The organism is Marisediminitalea alba (assembly GCF_002993365.1).
GTDB lineage: Bacteria > Pseudomonadota > Gammaproteobacteria > Enterobacterales > Alteromonadaceae > Alteromonas > Alteromonas alba.
On record NZ_PVNP01000203.1, the window covers coordinates 23,375 to 41,377 of the forward strand.

General features: G+C 48.7%; 9 protein-coding genes. All 9 read left to right on the forward strand.

All coding sequences use genetic code 11. The features are described from left to right. Positions 1–118 precede the first annotated feature (118 nt). The 9 genes from C6Y40_RS20930 to C6Y40_RS20970 all read left to right on the forward strand — a co-directional run bounded on the left by C6Y40_RS20930 (position 119) and on the right by C6Y40_RS20970 (position 17,897). Positions 119–1,453: a sodium-dependent transporter gene (locus C6Y40_RS20930; protein WP_105936337.1), complete on the forward strand. Its 1,335-nt coding sequence runs from the start codon at positions 119–121 to the stop codon at positions 1,451–1,453. Between the two features lie 10 nt (positions 1,454–1,463). Continuing rightward, complete coding sequence (gene nhaC / locus C6Y40_RS20935) at positions 1,464–2,927, forward strand: Na+/H+ antiporter NhaC (RefSeq protein WP_105936338.1); 1,464 nt, start codon at positions 1,464–1,466, stop codon at positions 2,925–2,927. 20 nt (positions 2,928–2,947) lie between these two features. Next, positions 2,948–5,548, forward strand: coding sequence for an aminopeptidase N (gene pepN, locus C6Y40_RS20940; protein WP_105936339.1), 2,601 nt, complete (start codon positions 2,948–2,950; stop codon positions 5,546–5,548). After that, positions 5,538–5,774 (forward strand): DUF2835 family protein, encoded by a 237-nt coding sequence (locus C6Y40_RS20945; protein WP_105936340.1) that lies wholly within the window; start codon positions 5,538–5,540, stop codon positions 5,772–5,774. Before pepN ends, C6Y40_RS20945 begins: the two co-directional genes overlap by 11 nt. 199 nt (positions 5,775–5,973) lie before the next feature. Continuing rightward, positions 5,974–8,052: a DUF1302 domain-containing protein gene (locus C6Y40_RS20950; protein ID WP_105936341.1), complete on the forward strand. Its 2,079-nt coding sequence runs from the start codon at positions 5,974–5,976 to the stop codon at positions 8,050–8,052. Between the two features lie 18 nt (positions 8,053–8,070). Then, positions 8,071–9,438, forward strand: coding sequence for a DUF1329 domain-containing protein (locus C6Y40_RS20955; RefSeq protein WP_105936342.1), 1,368 nt, complete (start codon positions 8,071–8,073; stop codon positions 9,436–9,438). 74 nt (positions 9,439–9,512) lie between these two features. Beyond that, positions 9,513–10,550 (forward strand): WD40/YVTN/BNR-like repeat-containing protein, encoded by a 1,038-nt coding sequence (locus C6Y40_RS20960; protein ID WP_105936343.1) that lies wholly within the window; start codon positions 9,513–9,515, stop codon positions 10,548–10,550. Between the two features lie 9 nt (positions 10,551–10,559). Continuing rightward, positions 10,560–12,881 (forward strand): efflux RND transporter permease subunit, encoded by a 2,322-nt coding sequence (locus C6Y40_RS20965; protein WP_105936344.1) that lies wholly within the window; start codon positions 10,560–10,562, stop codon positions 12,879–12,881. A 180-nt stretch (positions 12,882–13,061) separates the two neighbouring features. After that, complete coding sequence (locus C6Y40_RS20970) at positions 13,062–17,897, forward strand: NAD-glutamate dehydrogenase (RefSeq protein WP_105936345.1); 4,836 nt, start codon at positions 13,062–13,064, stop codon at positions 17,895–17,897. Positions 17,898–18,003: the final 106 nt, after the last annotated feature.

Genomic DNA, 18,003 nt, shown 5'->3' on the forward strand with positions numbered 1-18,003 from the left:
TTCATTAAAGGGCTGACAGCACTGTCAGCCCTTTTTTCATTGCATCAGACACACAAATCACAAATACTAACGACAGTATTAAAATAACTATAAAACAATAATAAAGGGAACAACGTGTATGGCGGTTCGTGGTGAGTTTTCTTCTCGTATCGGATTTATACTGGCAGCTGCCGGCTCGGCTGTGGGACTGGGCAATATCTGGGGCTTTCCAACCCAGGTAGCCAGTAATGGCGGCGCAGCTTTTGTTTTGGTCTACCTGTTACTGGCGTTCGCGCTGGCGTATCCGGTATTAATGGCAGAGCTGGTTATCGGCCGCGCTCACCGGGCCAATATGGTGGATTCACTGGGTCAGATCACCAGTAACCCGCTGGGACGGCTTACCGGCCTGTGGGGCTGTGTTACAGTGTCGTTGATTCTGGCTTTTTATGCCATTGTGGGCGGCTGGATGATTGCTTTCTTTGCAGAATCGGCCAGCCGGCCAGTGGCGCCTCAGGCAGTCAGCGACTGGCTTACCAGTTATTCACTAAGCACCAACCTAATCTTTTGTGCGCTGTTTCTGAGCCTTACGTCTTATATCGTTCTTGGCGGTGTAAAAGCGGGTATTGAGCGCTGGTCTGTACGCCTCATGCCAACCCTGTTTATTCTGATGGGTATACTGATTGTCTATGTGAGCTTTCAGCCAGGTGCCAGCGAAGGCTGGGCTGCCTATTTGGTACCGGATTTTTCAGTAGTACTTAATCCTGATTTGCTGATCGATGCCATGGGGCAGGCGTTTTTCTCCATGTCACTCGGTGTAGGTACCATGCTGGTGTATGGCTCTTACATGAGTAAAAAAGAAGATTTACCGACCATTGGTGCCGCGGTAGCCCTGGTGGATATAGGTGTGGCCATTATTGCCGGTATGCTGATTATCCCGGCGATGTATGTAGCGCTTAATAATGGTGTGGAAATTTTCTCAGCAACTGGCGAGCTGATTGCCGGGGACCAGTTGATTTTTACCGTCTTACCGGCGCTATTTAATACCATCGGGCCAATTGGCATAGTGGTTTCCACCGTGTTCTTCGCGCTTATGGTCATTGCTGCCCTGACCAGTTCTATTTCAATGCTGGAAGTACCCGTGGCCTATTTGTCGGAGAGCCGTAATTTGTCGCGCCCTAAGGCTGTAATGATTGTGACAACCGTTATTTTTGCTGCCAGCGCACTGATCATCTTTAACTTTTCTACGCTGTTTGGTTTCGTTATCGCACTGACCACTAAGTACAGCCAGCCGTTACTTGGCTTTGCTCTATGTATCTTTGCCGGCTGGGTATGGAAACGCAACGAAATCCTGGCTGAGCTTAAGGTAAGCGCGCCGGATATGGAGAAGCGTTTATTCTGGAAAATCTGGCCATGGTATGTGAAGTTTGTTTGCCCACTGGTCATTCTGCTGATGTTCTATCGTTCGGTTGCATAAGGAAATAACCATGACCAGAGAAATAAAACAACCGACGCTGTTAGACGCATTTATCCCGGTAATTTCACTCATTCTGATGCTCGGTACCGCCGTGTACCTGTTCGCCGATAATTCCTCTTACGGACCCAATCAGGTGTCGCTGTTAATCGGTACTGGCCTGGCGGCCATTATTGGTATGAAGAATGGCCACAAATGGCACGATATTGAAAAGGGCATTATTCAGGGCATTTCGGTGTCGCTTGGCGCCTGTCTTATCCTGCTGGTTGTCGGTGCACTCATCGGCACCTGGATGCTGGCGGGTACGGTACCTACTTTAATTTACTACGGGCTGGAACTGCTTAACCCCAGTATGTTTTATGCGGCTACCTGTATCATCTGTGCCGTGGTGGCAATGAGTATTGGTAGTTCGTGGACAACAGCAGCTACCGTAGGTGTGGCACTGATGGGCGTGTCGGCAGGTATGGATATGTCGGCGGCAATCACCGCCGGTGCGATCATTTCAGGTGCTTACTTTGGCGATAAAATTTCGCCGTTATCAGAAACCACTAACCTGGCACCGGCGGTGGCTGGTACCGATCTGTTTGAACACATTCGCTACATGCTATGGACGACTATTCCCAGCTTTGCACTGGCGCTGATGTTATTTGTTATCATCGGCCTCAGTGAATCCGGCGTGCAGTCTGCCGAGAAAATTCAGCAAATGCAGGTGTTACTGGATGATACGTTTAACATCAATATCGTTATGCTGGTACCGCTGGTTGTGCTGCTGACCCTGGCGGTCCGTAAAATGCCGGCTTTCCCGGCTGTAGGTATCGGGGCATTGTTAGGCGGCGTGTGGGCGTTGATTTTCCAGCCTGATGTCATTCAAACCATGAAAGACAGTGCAGATTCATTTTCTGTTGGCGCGCTTAAAGTGGTCTGGACTGCCTTATTCGACGGCGTAAGTTTTAATACCAGCGACGACAACCTTAACAGCCTGCTCAGCCGTGGCGGCATGTCTTCCATGCTCAATACTATCTGGCTGATAGTGTGTGCCATGTCGTTTGGCGCGGTACTGGAGCGGGTAGGGTTACTCACCCGTGCCGTCGGCGCTATTTTACACGGCGCTAAAACGGCCGGTGCGATGGTGAGTCGCACAATTCTGACCTGCATTGGTACTAACCTGATCACTTCTGATCAGTACATGGCTATCGTTATGCCTGGTCGTATGTATAAGGATGAGTACGCCAAACGTGGCCTCCATCAACTAAACTTATCCCGAAGTCTGGAAGACGGCGGCACTATTACGTCTCCGCTTATTCCATGGAATACCTGCGGTGCTTATATGCATGGCGTGTTAATGGTGCATCCGTTTGACTATATTTTCTTTGCCTTCTTTAACTTAATTAGTCCGGTTCTGGCGGTGATTTATGCTTATCTGGGAATTAAAATTCTCCGTCTTGAGCCACCGCAATCCGTGACTGCAGCTAAATAAACATCTTGTTAGGAGATGCAATGACGCTAGTGGCTAAACGTCGCGAAGATTATCGCGCGCCCGAGTTTACAATTACTGATATTGCCCTGGACTTTACCCTGGATCCGTCTGCCACCAAAGTGGTCAGCGAACTGCAGGTAAAGCGCCAGGACAATGCCAACGCGCCGTTAGAGCTCGATGGCGAACACCTGCAACTGTTAGAAGTTGCTATTGATGATTTACCTTTTGGTGACTACCAGCAAACTGATAGCGGTCTGGTACTGAATAATGTGCCTGATGCCTTTACTCTGCGCATCGTGACGCAGGTTAATCCGTCGGAGAATAAGGCGCTGGAAGGGCTGTATTTGTCTAACGGCGTATATTGCACTCAGTGTGAAGCTGAGGGGTTCCGCCGTATCACTTATTACCTGGACCGGCCCGATGTACTGGCGCGTTTTACCGTTAAAATTACCGGTGACAAAGCCAGCCTGCCAACCATGCTGGCAAACGGTAATCCCATTGAACAGGGTAGCAACACCGACGGCACGCATTGGATTTTATGGCAGGATCCGTTTCCTAAGCCAAGCTACCTGTTTGCACTGGTAGCCGGCAGCTTTGATCAGTTAACCGATACCTTTGTCACCCAAAGCGGCAAGTCGGTAGCATTAGAACTGTTTGTAGACAAAGGTAAACGCCAGCGCGGCGAATTTGCCCTGGAAGCCTTAAAACGTTCTATGCGTTGGGATGAAGAAGTATTTGGCCTTGAGTATGACCTCGACATTTACATGATAGTCGCCGTGGATTTCTTCAATATGGGGGCCATGGAAAACAAAGGGCTGAACGTTTTCAACAGTAAGTTTGTACTTGCCGATCAGGCGTCTGCTACCGATGAAGATTTCTTTAATGTGGAATCGGTTATCGCCCACGAGTACTTTCATAACTGGACCGGTAACCGCGTAACATGCAGAGACTGGTTCCAGTTAAGTTTAAAAGAAGGCCTTACGGTGTTTCGCGATCAGCAGTTCAGCAGCGATATGAGCTCGCCGCTCAGTAACCGTATCAAGCAGGTAAGGGTGATGCGCGAGCATCAGTTCGCTGAGGACGCCAGTGCCATGAGTCATCCCATCCGCCCGGATGAAGTGATTGAAATGAACAACTTCTACACGGTGACGGTTTACGACAAAGGCGCTGAAGTCATTCGGATGATGCATACCTTATTGGGGGCTGAAGGTTTCAGAGCAGGGATGGATGAATACTTCAGACGTCATGATGGTCAGGCTGTTACCTGTGATGACTTTGTGTCAGCCATGCAGTCAGCAACTGATATTGATTTAACCCATTTTTCCCGCTGGTACAGTCAGTCAGGCACGCCTCGGGTAGAGGTTAAACGTGCTTACGATGCAGCCAGCAATAAACTGACTGTAACGCTGACCCAGCAAAACCTGGCAACCGCTGATCAATCAGAAAAACACGACCTGTATATCCCGTTGCAAATTGAGTTTCTGGCAGCAGACGGTCAGCACGTAGCGCCAGATAGCGGCATGTTCCGTGATAACCTGGTTATTCTGGATAAACCGGTGACTGAATTAACCTTTACCGGTAAAGGGAGTAATATAACGCCGGTGGCGTTGGGCAATTTTTCCGCGCCGGTTAAACTGACTTCCGATCTAACGCCGTTAGAGTGGTTACATACCTTCCGTTTTGCTAACGATGCCTTTAGCCGCTGGGATGCTATTCAGCAGTTGTATAACTGGTGCATTGAACAATATTATCAGGGCAGCCCGCAGCAGATAGAAAAAGTCATCTGGCAAGGGCTCTATGAAGCCGTTGAAGCCAGCCAGGATAATCCGGAAATTCTCGGAGAGTGCCTGGTGGTACCGAGCTTTGAAACCCTGTGCCAGACCCGTGAGAATATCGATGTACATGCCTTAAACGAAGCCAGACAAACCTTTAGCCACGATTTGGCTGAGTTTATGTCTGACTTGTTACTGGTAATTTACCAAACCAATCAATCAGATTCTTATGCCTATGAGCCGGCTCAGGTTAGTTCACGGCGGTGTAAGAATGTGGTGCTTACGCTACTGGCAGAATTGCCACTGGCTGAAACCTTGATCACTGAGCAATTCTCCGGTTCAGACAACATGTCAGATACGCTGGGTGCACTGAAAGCTGCGCAACAGTTCGATTTAGTGTTGTTTAATAATCTGATGAATGAGTTTGAGCAACGCTGGCGCGACGATCCGCTGGTACTGGATAAGTGGTTTGGTTTACATGCTACCTGTGATCGCAGTGATATTCTGGCGCAACTTACGCTGTTGCGTCAGCACCCGCAGTTCAGCCAGCAAAACCCTAACCGGGTTCGCGCGGTGATTGGCAGCTTCGCGTTTTATAATACTTCAGGTTTTCATGCCGATGACGGCAGTGGTTACCGATTCCTGACCGACTATTTGCTGGAGCTGGATAAAACCAATCCGCAGGTGGCTTCGAGGTTAGTCACGCCATTAACCCAATGGCAACACTTTGCTCCATCGCGTCAGGCCCTGATGCGACAGCAACTGTCACGTTTGCTTGATGATGCCTCATTAAGTAAGGATCTTTACGAAAAAGTCAGCAAAGCACTGGCCTACGGACATGATTCATAGTTCCGATAAGGTGTATTTTTTTTCGGTAAATGAGCCATATCACCAGTGTCAGCTCCTTTACAGCGGCTCAATACCCGTGGTGGTATTGACCGCTGATTCTGGCGAGCGGGTGCAGGTACCATCGGGCCGCATTCGCCAATTTATTGATAGTCGAGGCTTTTATGGCCGTTTCAGACTCGTGGTCAGTGCACAAAATAAAATAAAATCTTTTGAGCGCATCGCCTGAATTTGAACTATAAATATCAATCGGTTAAGAACGTTTTCACCAGACGCTATTTTTGTAACAGATTAAAAAATCAGCTTTTTTTCAACTGGTACGATTAGTTCTTGCCATCTGTGTAAAATGATGTAATCATTTTGTTAAATAAACCGATGAGTTTGTCGTTTTATCAGCAGGTTACTGTTGAATCAGGAGTATAAAAATTATGATAACCAGGCTTAGCGCATTTAAGAAATCGCCTATCGCAGCTGGAATTTTTGCCTTTCTAGGTGCCGCCTCGCTACCAGCTGGTGCCGCTTCATGGGACTTTGGTGATGTATCCGTGTCGCTGGATACAAACCTGACACTGGCTACCAGTATTCGCGTTGAAGACCGCGACTACAGTTTAATTGGTAACAGTAATCACCCTCAGTTTAACTGGTCTGGCTATAACGCGGCGACCAATGTGATTTACCCCAGTGGCGATGTATGGGCATTGGCTAATGGTGCCTATTCCAGTAATGGTGATTTGGGTAACCTGGCGCATGATTCAGGCGAAGCATTCTCAACCCAGATTTCCGGTAACCACGAATTAGACATTCGCTATGGCGATATTGGCTTTTTTGCGCGGGGTTTCTGGTTCTATGATTTTGAGCAAATGGACAACGATCGTCCATGGGATAACCCGATTACCGGCAATAATACCGAGCTTTGCGACGACCCAGGAGCGAAAGAATTATTGTGTACAGACGTACGTCTGCTGGACGCGTTCTTTTATGGCGACTGGTGGATTGGCGATAATCCGCTAACCGTGCGTGTTGGTGAGCAGGTAGTAAGTTGGGGTGAGAGTACCTTTATTCAGCATGGTATCAGTACCACTAACCCTGTGGATGTTACCCGCGCCCGAACGCCTGGTGCAGAACTCAAAGAAGTGTTTATTCCGGTAGGCATGGTTTTCGCGCAATTGGGTTTAACCCAGAATGTCAGCGTATCGGCCTATTACCAATATGAGTGGGAACGCAGTTGGTTACCGGTTGCCGGTAGTTACTTTGCCACTAATGATTTTGTCGGTGAGGGTGGTCAGGCTAACAATGTCCAGCTTGGCTTTACCGGTAACCCGGACATCGACCTGGATTACCTGCTTTCTGCGCTGAATGGCCTTGGTGATGCACTGCGCGCCAACGGTGATCAGGCGGCGATTAGCCAGGCGTATCTTGCTTACCCAACAAAAGTAGCCATTCGTGGTTACAGTGACGCTGCTCACGTGGATGCAGACGATCAGGGCCAGTATGGTTTACGTTTAACCTGGTTTGCTGAGGCCTTGAATGAAACTGAAATGAGTTTCTATCACATTAATTACCATAGCCAGCGCCCGCTAATTTCAGGTGAAACGTCTAACTTTACCAGTGCAGCCATTGCTGAAGATTTGGCCTACATCGCCAGTCATAACATTAATCGCGATAATATTACCGACCTGCAGGCTTTCACTGAAGCAAAGTTCTATTATCCTGAAGACATTAAATTGTACGGCTTCAGCTTTAATACCAATATCGGTACTGCGGCCCTTGCCGGTGAATTTGCGTATCGTCAGGACGAGCCGCTGCAGATTGATGACGTAGAGTTACTCTACATGGGTATGCCTGAACAGTTAGCGAACGCAGGTTTGCGTCCTGATTTGGCGGGTATTTCGCAGCTCAATAATGATTTTCCGGACGGCATTAATCGTTCAGTAGGACCTGGTGAAACCGCGCAAGGGTATCTGCTGTCTGATACCTGGCAGGCACAGTTTACCGTGTCTCACGTATTTGGTCCGGCACTGGGTACTGACAACCTGGTTCTGCTTGGTGAAGCAGGGTATGTTAATATTGTGGACTTCCCGGACCCTTCAGTTGTGCGTCTTAACGCGCCGGGCACCGGCCGTACACCGTCGCTGGAGCCTACTGAAACAGGTAATCCGCGTACTGGTTTACACACAGGCTTATCAAACGGACCTGAAACTAACCCATTTGCTACGGATGATGCCTGGGGTTATCGACTACTGGCAGTGGCTGATCACAATAATGTATTTTCAGGTATTAACCTGCGGACTCGTATGACCTTCTCTCATGACGTGAAAGGGACTACACCGGATCCATTATTCCTGTTTACTGAAGATACTAAATCAGCCAATATTTCATTCACTTTTGATTACTTGAGTAAATGGTCGGCAACAGCCTCTTATAATGCATTCTGGGGTGGTATTGGTACCACCAACCAACTGGCTGATCGCGACTTTGTTTCGTTCAACATCAAGTATGCAATCTAATAAAGAGTAGTATTTATTATGATGAAAAAAATCGGAATTATTGCAGCAGCCCTGACGGTTGCGCTAACGACAGTGCCTGTACAGGCAAAAGTAACCGCGGATGAAGCCGCTAAACTGGGCACCGAGCTGACACCACTCGGTGGTGAAAAGGCAGGTAATGCAGACGGCTCTATCCCGGCGTGGACAGGGGGTATTACCTCTGCGCCTGCAGGCTACAGTGCAGGGGACTTTCACCCGGACCCTTATGCGGGTGAGAAGCCTGAGTTTGTGATCACCGCTGCTAACTACCAGCAATATGCTGATCAGTTATCCGAAGGCTTAAAGAAAATGTTCGAGACTTACCCGGACACCTTTAAGTTACCGGTTTACAAAACGCATCGCTCGGCATCAAACCCACAGTTTGTTTACGATGCGACCAAAGAAAACGCCACCCGTGCCACCTTGTTAGATGATGGTAATGGTATGGCAGGTGCTGCGGTAGGTATTCCTTTCCCCATCCCGGCCAACGGTCTGGAAGCGATTTGGAACCACATAGCTCGCTATCGTGGCCCGGCCGTTCAGCGTAATGGTGGTCAGGCAGCGGTAACCGCTGGCGGCGACTACAACGTAATCGGCTTTGATGAGCAACTGTTAATTCAGTACTCACAGGAAAACGCCACGCCGGAAAGCCTGCTGGAAAATAACGTGCTATTCATGTTTAAACAGAAAGTAACCAAGCCAGCGCGTCTGGCGGGTACTGCGCTATTAGTCCATGAAACACTGGATCAGGTAAAGGAGCCGCGTAAAGCCTGGACCTATAACACCGGTCAGCGTCGTGTGCGTTTGGCACCAAACATCGCTTATGATACCCCAGGAACAGCGGCCGACGGCCTGCGTACTACCGATGATTTCGATATGTTTAACGGCTCGCCAAACCGTTATAACTGGGAGCTGAAAGGCAAGAAAGAAATGTACGTTGCGTATAACAACTATACCTTGCACGGCGATACAGTGAGCTATGAAGATATTCTTAAGCCTAACCACGTAAATCCTGATTTAACCCGTTGGGAAAAACACCGTGTATGGGTTGTTGAGGCAACACTGAAAGAAGGCTTACGCCATATCTATCAGAAACGCGTGTTCTATATCGATGAAGACAGCTGGCAGATCCAACTGGCCGATATGTACGACAACCGCGGTGAACTGTACCGTGTTGCTGTGGCTTATGGCGTGAACTACTACGAAGTGCCGACTCAGTGGTCTACGCTGGATGTTTATCACGACCTGAACTCACGCCGCTACCTGGCAATTGGTTTGGATAATGAGGAGAAAATGTACGACTTCTCAATTACTCCGAGAGAAGCGGAGTTCACGCCTCAGGCACTGCGCCGCGAAGGCATGAGATAACACTTCAGAATAACGGTTGGCCTGGCCAACCGTTTTCTTAATCAGATATAACTATCCGGAGGCTAAACGTCTTAATGCGTAAATCCATTTCTTCGGTGCTACTGTTGTTAGTTTCTTTTGCATTGTATGCAGAACAGTCTTATCAGGCACCACTTGTTAAAGAATCTCTGTTACTGGATATTGCCTCCGGCGATATCACTGTTGCTGTGGGCGAGAGAGGCCACGTGCTCATAAAGCGCGCTGATAGCGACTTTACTCAGGTCACCGTTCCCACCCAATCTACGTTAACGGCTGTTACCCTGATAGGGGATCATATCTGGGCCGTTGGTCATGATGCTATTATCCTGCATTCCAGCGATGGCGGCGAGCAATGGCAGGTGCAAATGTACCAGCCCGAGCTGGAACGCCCGTTTTTAGATGTAATATTTTTTGATAGTCGCCGTGGCCTGGCCATTGGCGCCTATGGTTTGTTTTATCAAACCAGTGATGGTGGAAATAGCTGGGATAGCGTGCGCCACGCCGAGTTTTTGAATCCTTTCGATCGCGAGTATCTCGAAGAAATTCGTCAGGAAGACGAAGAGTTTTATCAAATGGAGTTAAACTCAATTCTACCGCACTTAAACCGTATCACTCGTGGCCAGAATGGTACTCTCCTGATAGCCGGTGAAGCCGGGTTACTGGCCATGAGCGAAGATAACGGTCAGAGCTGGCAGCGTCTGGAGTCAGACTACACCGGCTCATTCTTCGATTTTGTGCAGCTGGATTCCGGATTAATGGTGGCTGCGGGCTTACGCGGTAACATTCTGGTCAGCGAAGATGGAGAGCAGTGGGAGACTCTGCAAACCTGTAATACCGCCACGTTAAACTCGATTCTCACCGGTCAGAATAAGTTGTCTTTTATCGGCAATAACGGCGTAATGGTTAAGGCCACACTGCCTTTACAAACATCGACGTTCGACCCATATGCGGCACCAACGCTTAACTGTGAAGCCGCCGCCGGGGTGAGTGTTTCTCAAACAGAGAGTAAATCTGCGCTCTTAAATGCGGTGTCCGTAGACGGACAAACTGTAGTCACTGCCGCCGATGGCATCTATTCACTTTCTTTGGATTAACGTGTAGTTATGTCTTCTTTTAGTCAAGTTTCAGAGCGTCTGATTTTCAATAATCGACCGCTGGTTATCATTCTCTTTATTTTTGCCACGCTGGTGCTGGCATTTCAGGCATCACGTATGCAGCTCGATGCCGGCTTCGAAAAAAATATTCCGCTGAACCACGAATACATGCAAACCTACATGGAGCACCGTAAAGACTTTGGCGGTGCTAACAATGTGCTTGTGGCAGTATGCGACAAAGACAGTGATATTTTTAATCAGTACTTCTTCGACACGCTGAAGAATGTTCACGATGAGTTGTTTTTTATTAACGGCGTGAATCGTTCACTGGTAGTTTCACTGTATTCACCTTCCACCCGGTTTACCGAAATTGTTGAGGGTGGCTTTGCCGGCGGCCCGGTGATCCCGGCTGATTTTGACTCGTCTAACCCCAGAGCGTTAGAGACAGTTGCCGCAAATATCGAAAAAGCCAAGATTGTTGGCCGTCAGGTGTCTAATAACTACCGCTGTGCCATGGTAACAGCCCAGTTACTTGAGTTAGATCCGGAAACCGGTGAAGCGCTTAACACCCTGGCACTAGCTGATGAGCTGGAAACCAAGCTGCGCGGGCAGTATGAAGACGACCAGGTAAGTGTACATATTATCGGTTTCGCCAAAATGATTGGCGATGTGGCGACCGGCGCGAAATTTGTAGTGCTGTTCTTTGCCATCGCTATCGTGATTACGGCTTTCATGGTGTATTTCTTCTCGCGAAATATCATGCTCACCGTGCTGCCTATCATGTGTTCGGTTATCGCAGTGGTTTGGCAAATGGGCTTGCTTACCACGTTAGGCTTTGGTCTGGACCCCATGTCGATACTGGTGCCGTTTCTGGTCTTTGCCATTGGCGTGAGTCATGGCGTGCAGATGATTAACGCGGTAGAGAAAAACGTTGTTAAAGGTAACAATGCCAAACAGGCAGCAATGACCGCGTTCCGCGCACTGTTAATTCCCGGCGGCATAGCGCTGCTATCTGACACGGTAGGGTTCTTAACTTTACTGGTGATCGATATTGGTATTATTCGCGAACTGGCGATTACTGCCAGCCTGGGTGTGGCGGTAATCATTCTGACCAACCTTATTCTGTTGCCAGTATTAATGAGCTTTATCCGCTTCCCGGAGCACTACCTCGACCGCTTTGCCGGTAAGGAATCGAAGTCAGAAGGTCTGTGGCAAGTACTGGATGTGTGTACCCGTAAAAATACGGCGATTACTATCGTACTGGTTACCGGTATTCTGTTTGCGCTGGGTTTTGTGCAGTCCAAGCAAATGCAGATTGGTGATATCCAGGCCGGGGCTGCGGTATTACATCAGGACTCACGTTACAATCAGGACACGGCTCTGATCACCGACCGCTTTGAAGTGACGGTAGACTATATTTCGGTTCTGGTGGAAACCACACCGGAGGCCTGTACCAGCTACGAAACTATGCGCGCTATCGATGACTTCCAGTGGAAGATGACCAATGTGGATGGTGTGCAGTCTGCGGTATCCCTTGCTTCGGTAGCGAAAGTGGTGAATGCCGGCTACAACGAAGGTAACCCAAAATGGCAGGTATTGCCGCGTAATCAGCAAACGTTGGTGCAGGCAATCTCCCGGGTGCCGACATCGTCTGGTTTATTAAACGGTAACTGCTCGGTCATGCCTATCATCCTGTTTATGGAAGATCATAAGGCGCAAACCATTACCCGGGTAGTTGATGCGGTGAAGGATTTCAGACAGGAATATCAGACCGGAGATACCCGCTTTAGTCTGGCGTCTGGTCCGGTAGGTGTAATGGCGGCTACCAATGAAGCGGTACAGGCAGCGCAAACGCCGATGATGATGTACGTGTTTGGTGCCGTAATTATCCTGTGTTTGCTGAGTTTCCGCTCTCTACGCGCTACTATTTCTGTAGTATTACCATTGTATGTGGTGTCGGTACTGGCACAGGCATTAATGACCTATCTGAATATCGGCCTCACTGTTTACACGTTACCGGTAATTGCACTGGGTGTGGGTATTGGTGTGGACTACGGTATCTATATCCTGTCGACCATGAACGGTTTAATTAAACAGGGCATGTCGGTTGAAAAAGCCTACCTTGAGGCACTTAAGGAGCGGGGCAGTGCAGTACTGTTTACCGGTATTACCCTGGCGATTGGCGTGAGCACCTGGGTGTTTTCATCACTCAAGTTTCAGGTGGATATGGGTATTTTGCTGACTTTCATGTTCCTGGTAAATATGCTTGGTGCCATAGTTGTGCTACCGGCGCTGGCCAGACTGTTATGGTTTAACCGAAGCGAAAGGTAAATTTTTTCGCATAAGTAACCAATAAAGGAGCCGCTCAGGCTCCTTTTTATTTGCATAATCTGAATAGTTACCCAAAATGTAAATATGATGTAAAAACAGGGCTTTTAATTCCGTCATATTTTCGAGAAAATATGTAGGTACAATCTATACTTAACTACAAATCATCATTAGGTAGAGCACATGACAGCTAACTCTCAGCGCTACTCAGTTTTGCTTGAGAATGTTTTTTCACTTATCGACAAAAAAGTAGATGCCAAAAGCCGTGAGCATATTCACACCTTTGGACGGCATTTTTTTAAAAATATCTCTCTGGACGACCTTGAGAATCGTAACGACAGCGATCTATACGGTGCCACACTCAGCCTGTGGAATACCTTCTCCCATTTCGATGCCAGCTCACCCCACGTACGCGTATTCAACCCGGAAATAGAAAAGCACGGCTGGAAGTCGAGCCATACCATTGTTGAGCTGATCATCCGAGACGTCCCCTTTTTAGTCGACTCAGTGCGTATGGCACTAAATCGTCTGGGCATTACCGCTCATTTGCTGATCCACAGCCCAATGAATATTGAGCGCGATGATAGCAACAAACTGGTAAATTTTCTCGATGCCAATCAAACCAGCAACTTAAGACAAACCGTGGTGTTTATCGAGGTTGATCGTCAAACCAGTAAAGCTGATCTGGAACAATTGGCCTCAGAGCTGCATTCCACCATCGACGAAGTGTCACTGGCGGTAGCCGACTGGCAGCCGATGCTGGATAAGCTTAAAGCCATTACCGGTAAGGTTAGTAAAGCCAAAACATTACCGGTGGATAAATCCCATAAAGATACCGTGCTGCGTTTTCTGGACTGGCTAAGCGATCACAATTTTACGCTGATGGGATATCGCTACTATTCGGTCAGTGCCATTGAGGGCGATCACCAGTGGACACCGGATAATGACAGCAGCCTGGGCCTGATGAAAAACTCCATCAGCGATAAACCGCGGTTATTATCTAACCTGCCGGCAACCGCGCGGGACGAGGCGTTAAGTCAGCACCTGTTATTACTGACTAAAACCAACAGCCGTTCACGGGTTCACCGTCCTGCGTATATGGATTATGTTGGCATTAAAGAGTTTAACAGTAATGGCCAGGTCACCGGCGAGCACCGCTTCCTGGGCTTATACTCTGCCAGTTTTTATAACAGCAGTACCAAGGATATTCCGTTATTGTCGGATAAAATTCGGCGGATTTGCGAGTTATCGCAGTTCGATCCGGACACCCATGCCTTTAAAGCGTTTAACAACATTGTAGAAACCTACCCCCGGGATGAGCTGTTGCAAACGCCGGAAGAGGAAATGGCCGAAATTATCCGCGGCATTTTCCAGATGCAGGAGCGTGGTATTACCCGCTTATTCGTGCGCAAAGACACCTTTGGCCGCTTTTTCTCCTGCATGGTGTATGTGCCAAGAGAGCGCTATAACACCCAGTTACGTAAGGAAACCCAGGCATTATTGAAGCGTTCGCTGAATGCCAGTGGGGAAGTGGAATTTACTACCTTTTTCTCAGAGTCTGTGTATGCCCGGACTCACTACATCGCCAGGGTAGAAGACAACAATGCGGAATTAGACGTGAAGGATATCGAGCAGAATATTATTGAGTTAACCAAAACCTGGAATGACCGCCTGTCGTCTGCATTATCTTCGGCCTATGGTGAAGCAAAAGCGAAAATGTTGGAGCGTAATTACCTCAATGCCTTTTCGCCTTCTTACACCGAGCAAAACCTGCCCAGTGCAGCCTTAGTCGATATCGAAAAGCTGGAACAACTGACACCCGAAGAAAACCTCGGGATGTTGTTTTATCGGCCACAGGAAGAGCAATCCGACAGCCAGATAGTGAAGCTAAAGCTGTTCCACTTGTTTGAACCGATTCATTTATCTGATGTGCTCCCGATCCTGGAAAACTTTGGTTTACGGGTTATCGACGAAAGCCCCTATAAGATCCAGTGCGCTGATGACACGCTCAAGTGGGTTATGGACTTTACTATGCTGCACAAGAGCGGCCACGATTTGGATATGGTTAAAGCCCAGCAGTTATTCCAGGATGCCTTTGCCAAGGTGTGGTACAACGATCTGGAAGACGACGGCTTTAACCGTCTGGTACTGAGTGCAGAGCTGACTGGCCGTAACGTGACCATTCTGCGTGCGTTTGCTAAGTATATGCGCCAGACCGGTAGCAGTTTCAGCCGTGATTATATTGCTAATACACTGTCGAATTATCCGCACATCGCCGAAATGCTGATCAGCTATTTTGAGCTGATCTTTAATCCGGGCCGTAAGCCGAGTAAGAAGCGTCAGCAAACGCTGCAGGATAAAATTACCGAAGCGCTGGACCAGGTGAGTAACCTGGATGACGACCGTATCATTCGTCGTTATCTGGATATGATCAACGCCACACTGCGGACCAATTTCTATCAACCGGCAGAAGACGGCAGCGACAAGCCTTATGTGTCGTTTAAATTGCTGCCTGAGCTGATCCCGGAAATGCCATTGCCGCTGCCGAAGTATGAAATCTTTGTGTATAGCCCGAAAATTGAAGGTGTGCATTTACGCGGCGGCCGCGTAGCTCGTGGTGGCTTACGTTGGTCTGACCGTCAGGAAGACTTTCGTACCGAAATTCTCGGCCTGGTAAAAGCGCAGCAGGTTAAAAATACCGTGATTGTGCCAGTAGGCGCTAAAGGCGGTTTTGTGTGTAAGCAACTGCCTGTGGGTGCCAGCCGTCAGGAAATTTTCGAAGAAGGCAAAGCCTGCTACCGTACGTTTATCCGCAGCTTGCTGGACATTACCGATAACATTGTCGACGGTGAGATTGTCCCGCCGAAAAATGTGGTGCGACTGGACGAAGACGATCCTTACCTGGTAGTTGCCGCCGATAAAGGCACAGCGACTTTCTCGGATATTGCTAACGGCATCTCGGAAGAATACAACTTCTGGCTGGGCGACGCCTTTGCCTCAGGCGGCAGTATTGGCTATGACCATAAGAAGATGGGCATTACTGCCCGCGGTGCCTGGGAGTCGGTTAAACGTCACTTCCGCGAAATTGGTATCGATTGTCAGACCACTGACTTCACTTGTGTTGGCGTAGGCGACATGGGCGGTGACGTATTTGGAAATGGTATGTTGCTGTCTGAGCATACGCGCCTGATTGTTGCCTTTAACCACCTGCATATTTTCTTTGATCCGGATCCGGACGCGGCGAAAAGTTATAAAGAGCGTCAGCGGTTATTCGAAAACCCCAGCCTGACCTGGGATGACTACGATAAATCGCTGATCTCCAAGGGCGGCGGTGTGTTTAGCCGAGCGGCTAAATCGATTACCTTAACGCCACAAATGAAAACCTGGCTGGGTACCCGTCAGAACTTGATGACACCTACGGAGCTTATCCATAACTGCCTTAAAATGCCGGTCGATCTTATTTGGAACGGCGGTATCGGCACCTATGTGAAAAGCAAAAAGGAAAGCCACAGCGATGTGGGCGACAGAGCCAACGACGCGTTGCGGGTGAATGGGTGCGACATTCAAGCCAAAATTATCGGTGAAGGCGGTAACCTGGGAGCTACCCAACTAGGGCGGATGGAATTCGCAGCGAATGGTGGCCGGGTGAACACCGATTTTATCGATAACGTCGGTGGGGTTGATTGCTCGGATAATGAAGTCAATATCAAAATTCTGCTGAATGCATTAGTAAGCAATGGTGATCTGACCGTTAAGCAAAGAAATAACCTGTTGTATGAAATGACCGATGATGTAGCTAAAATAGTGCTACAGGATTGTTACCGTCAGACCCAAACTATCTCGGTCACCGAGATGACCGGCGTTTCCTCGCTTAAAGAGCAGTTACGCTTTATCCATGGCCTTGAGCGCGATGGCGCGTTAAATCGCGAACTGGAGTTTATCCCTAACGATGATGAAATCTCCGACCGCGCGGTACAGAATCGCGGCCTGACCCGACCAGAGCTGAGTGTGGTTACCGCTTACGGTAAAATGGTGTTAAAAGACCAGCTGAATATCCCGGCCCTTACCGACAATCCGTATCACGGTAAGTTGCTGATCAGTGCCTTTCCGCCGGTATTGCGCGAGCGCTTTGCTGAGCAAATGCAGCAGCATCCGCTGCGGGCAGAGATTATTGCCACCAAGTTAACTAACAATATGGTTAACGATATGGGCGCGAACTTTGTCTATCGCATGCAGGAAGAAACCGGCGCAGATATTGTGGAAATCACCAATGCTTACAGTATCGTTAAGGGGGTCTTCAGTATCGGCCAGTTGTGGAAGGACATTGAAAGCCTCGACAATAAAGTGGATGCCAAGGTACAACTGTCTATGCTGGAATCGGCGCGCCGTTTAATGCGTCGCGGCACTCGCTGGTATATTCGCCACGGTGATAACTGCAATGATATTCAGCAGTGCATCGAGAAGTATCAGCCTGCGGTAAATGACCTGTGTGAGAACCTGTCGAACTATCTGGTAGAACAGGAAATCAGCCAGCTCGAGAAAGCCACTCAAAACTGGATGGAAAAAGGCGTTCCGAAGGACATCGCGGCCCGGGTTGCAGCCTTCAGTAATCTGTTCAGTGCGCTGGATCTCACTCAGGTAGTGGAGCAGGGCTCGCACAGCATCGATGTAGTCGGGCGGTTGTATTATCAGTTAGGCTCAACCCTTGAACTGCACTGGTTCCTTGAGCAAATTAATAATCAACCGGTGGGTAATCACTGGCAGGCACTCGCCCGGGCATCATATCGTGAAGAGCTCGACTGGCAGCAGCGCTCGATTGTGGCCACTTTACTGGCCGGCAACGGTAAATCGAAAGATGCGGATGCGATTTTAGACAACTGGATGCAAAATAATGAAGCTTTGCTAAAACGTTGGTATCATATGATGAGTGAGTTTAAAACCAGCTCGAGCCACGATTTTGCGAAGTTTTCTGTTGCTCTGCGTGAATTGATGCTTTTAAGCATGAAGTCTAACCAGTAAACTACGCAACCATGGGTTGATACCTGCTTTTCGCTGGCGTTTGTCAGCGTAAGGTTGCATACAATATCTTCACAGCCCCGACCGGTATAATTAGCCGCCGGGGCTT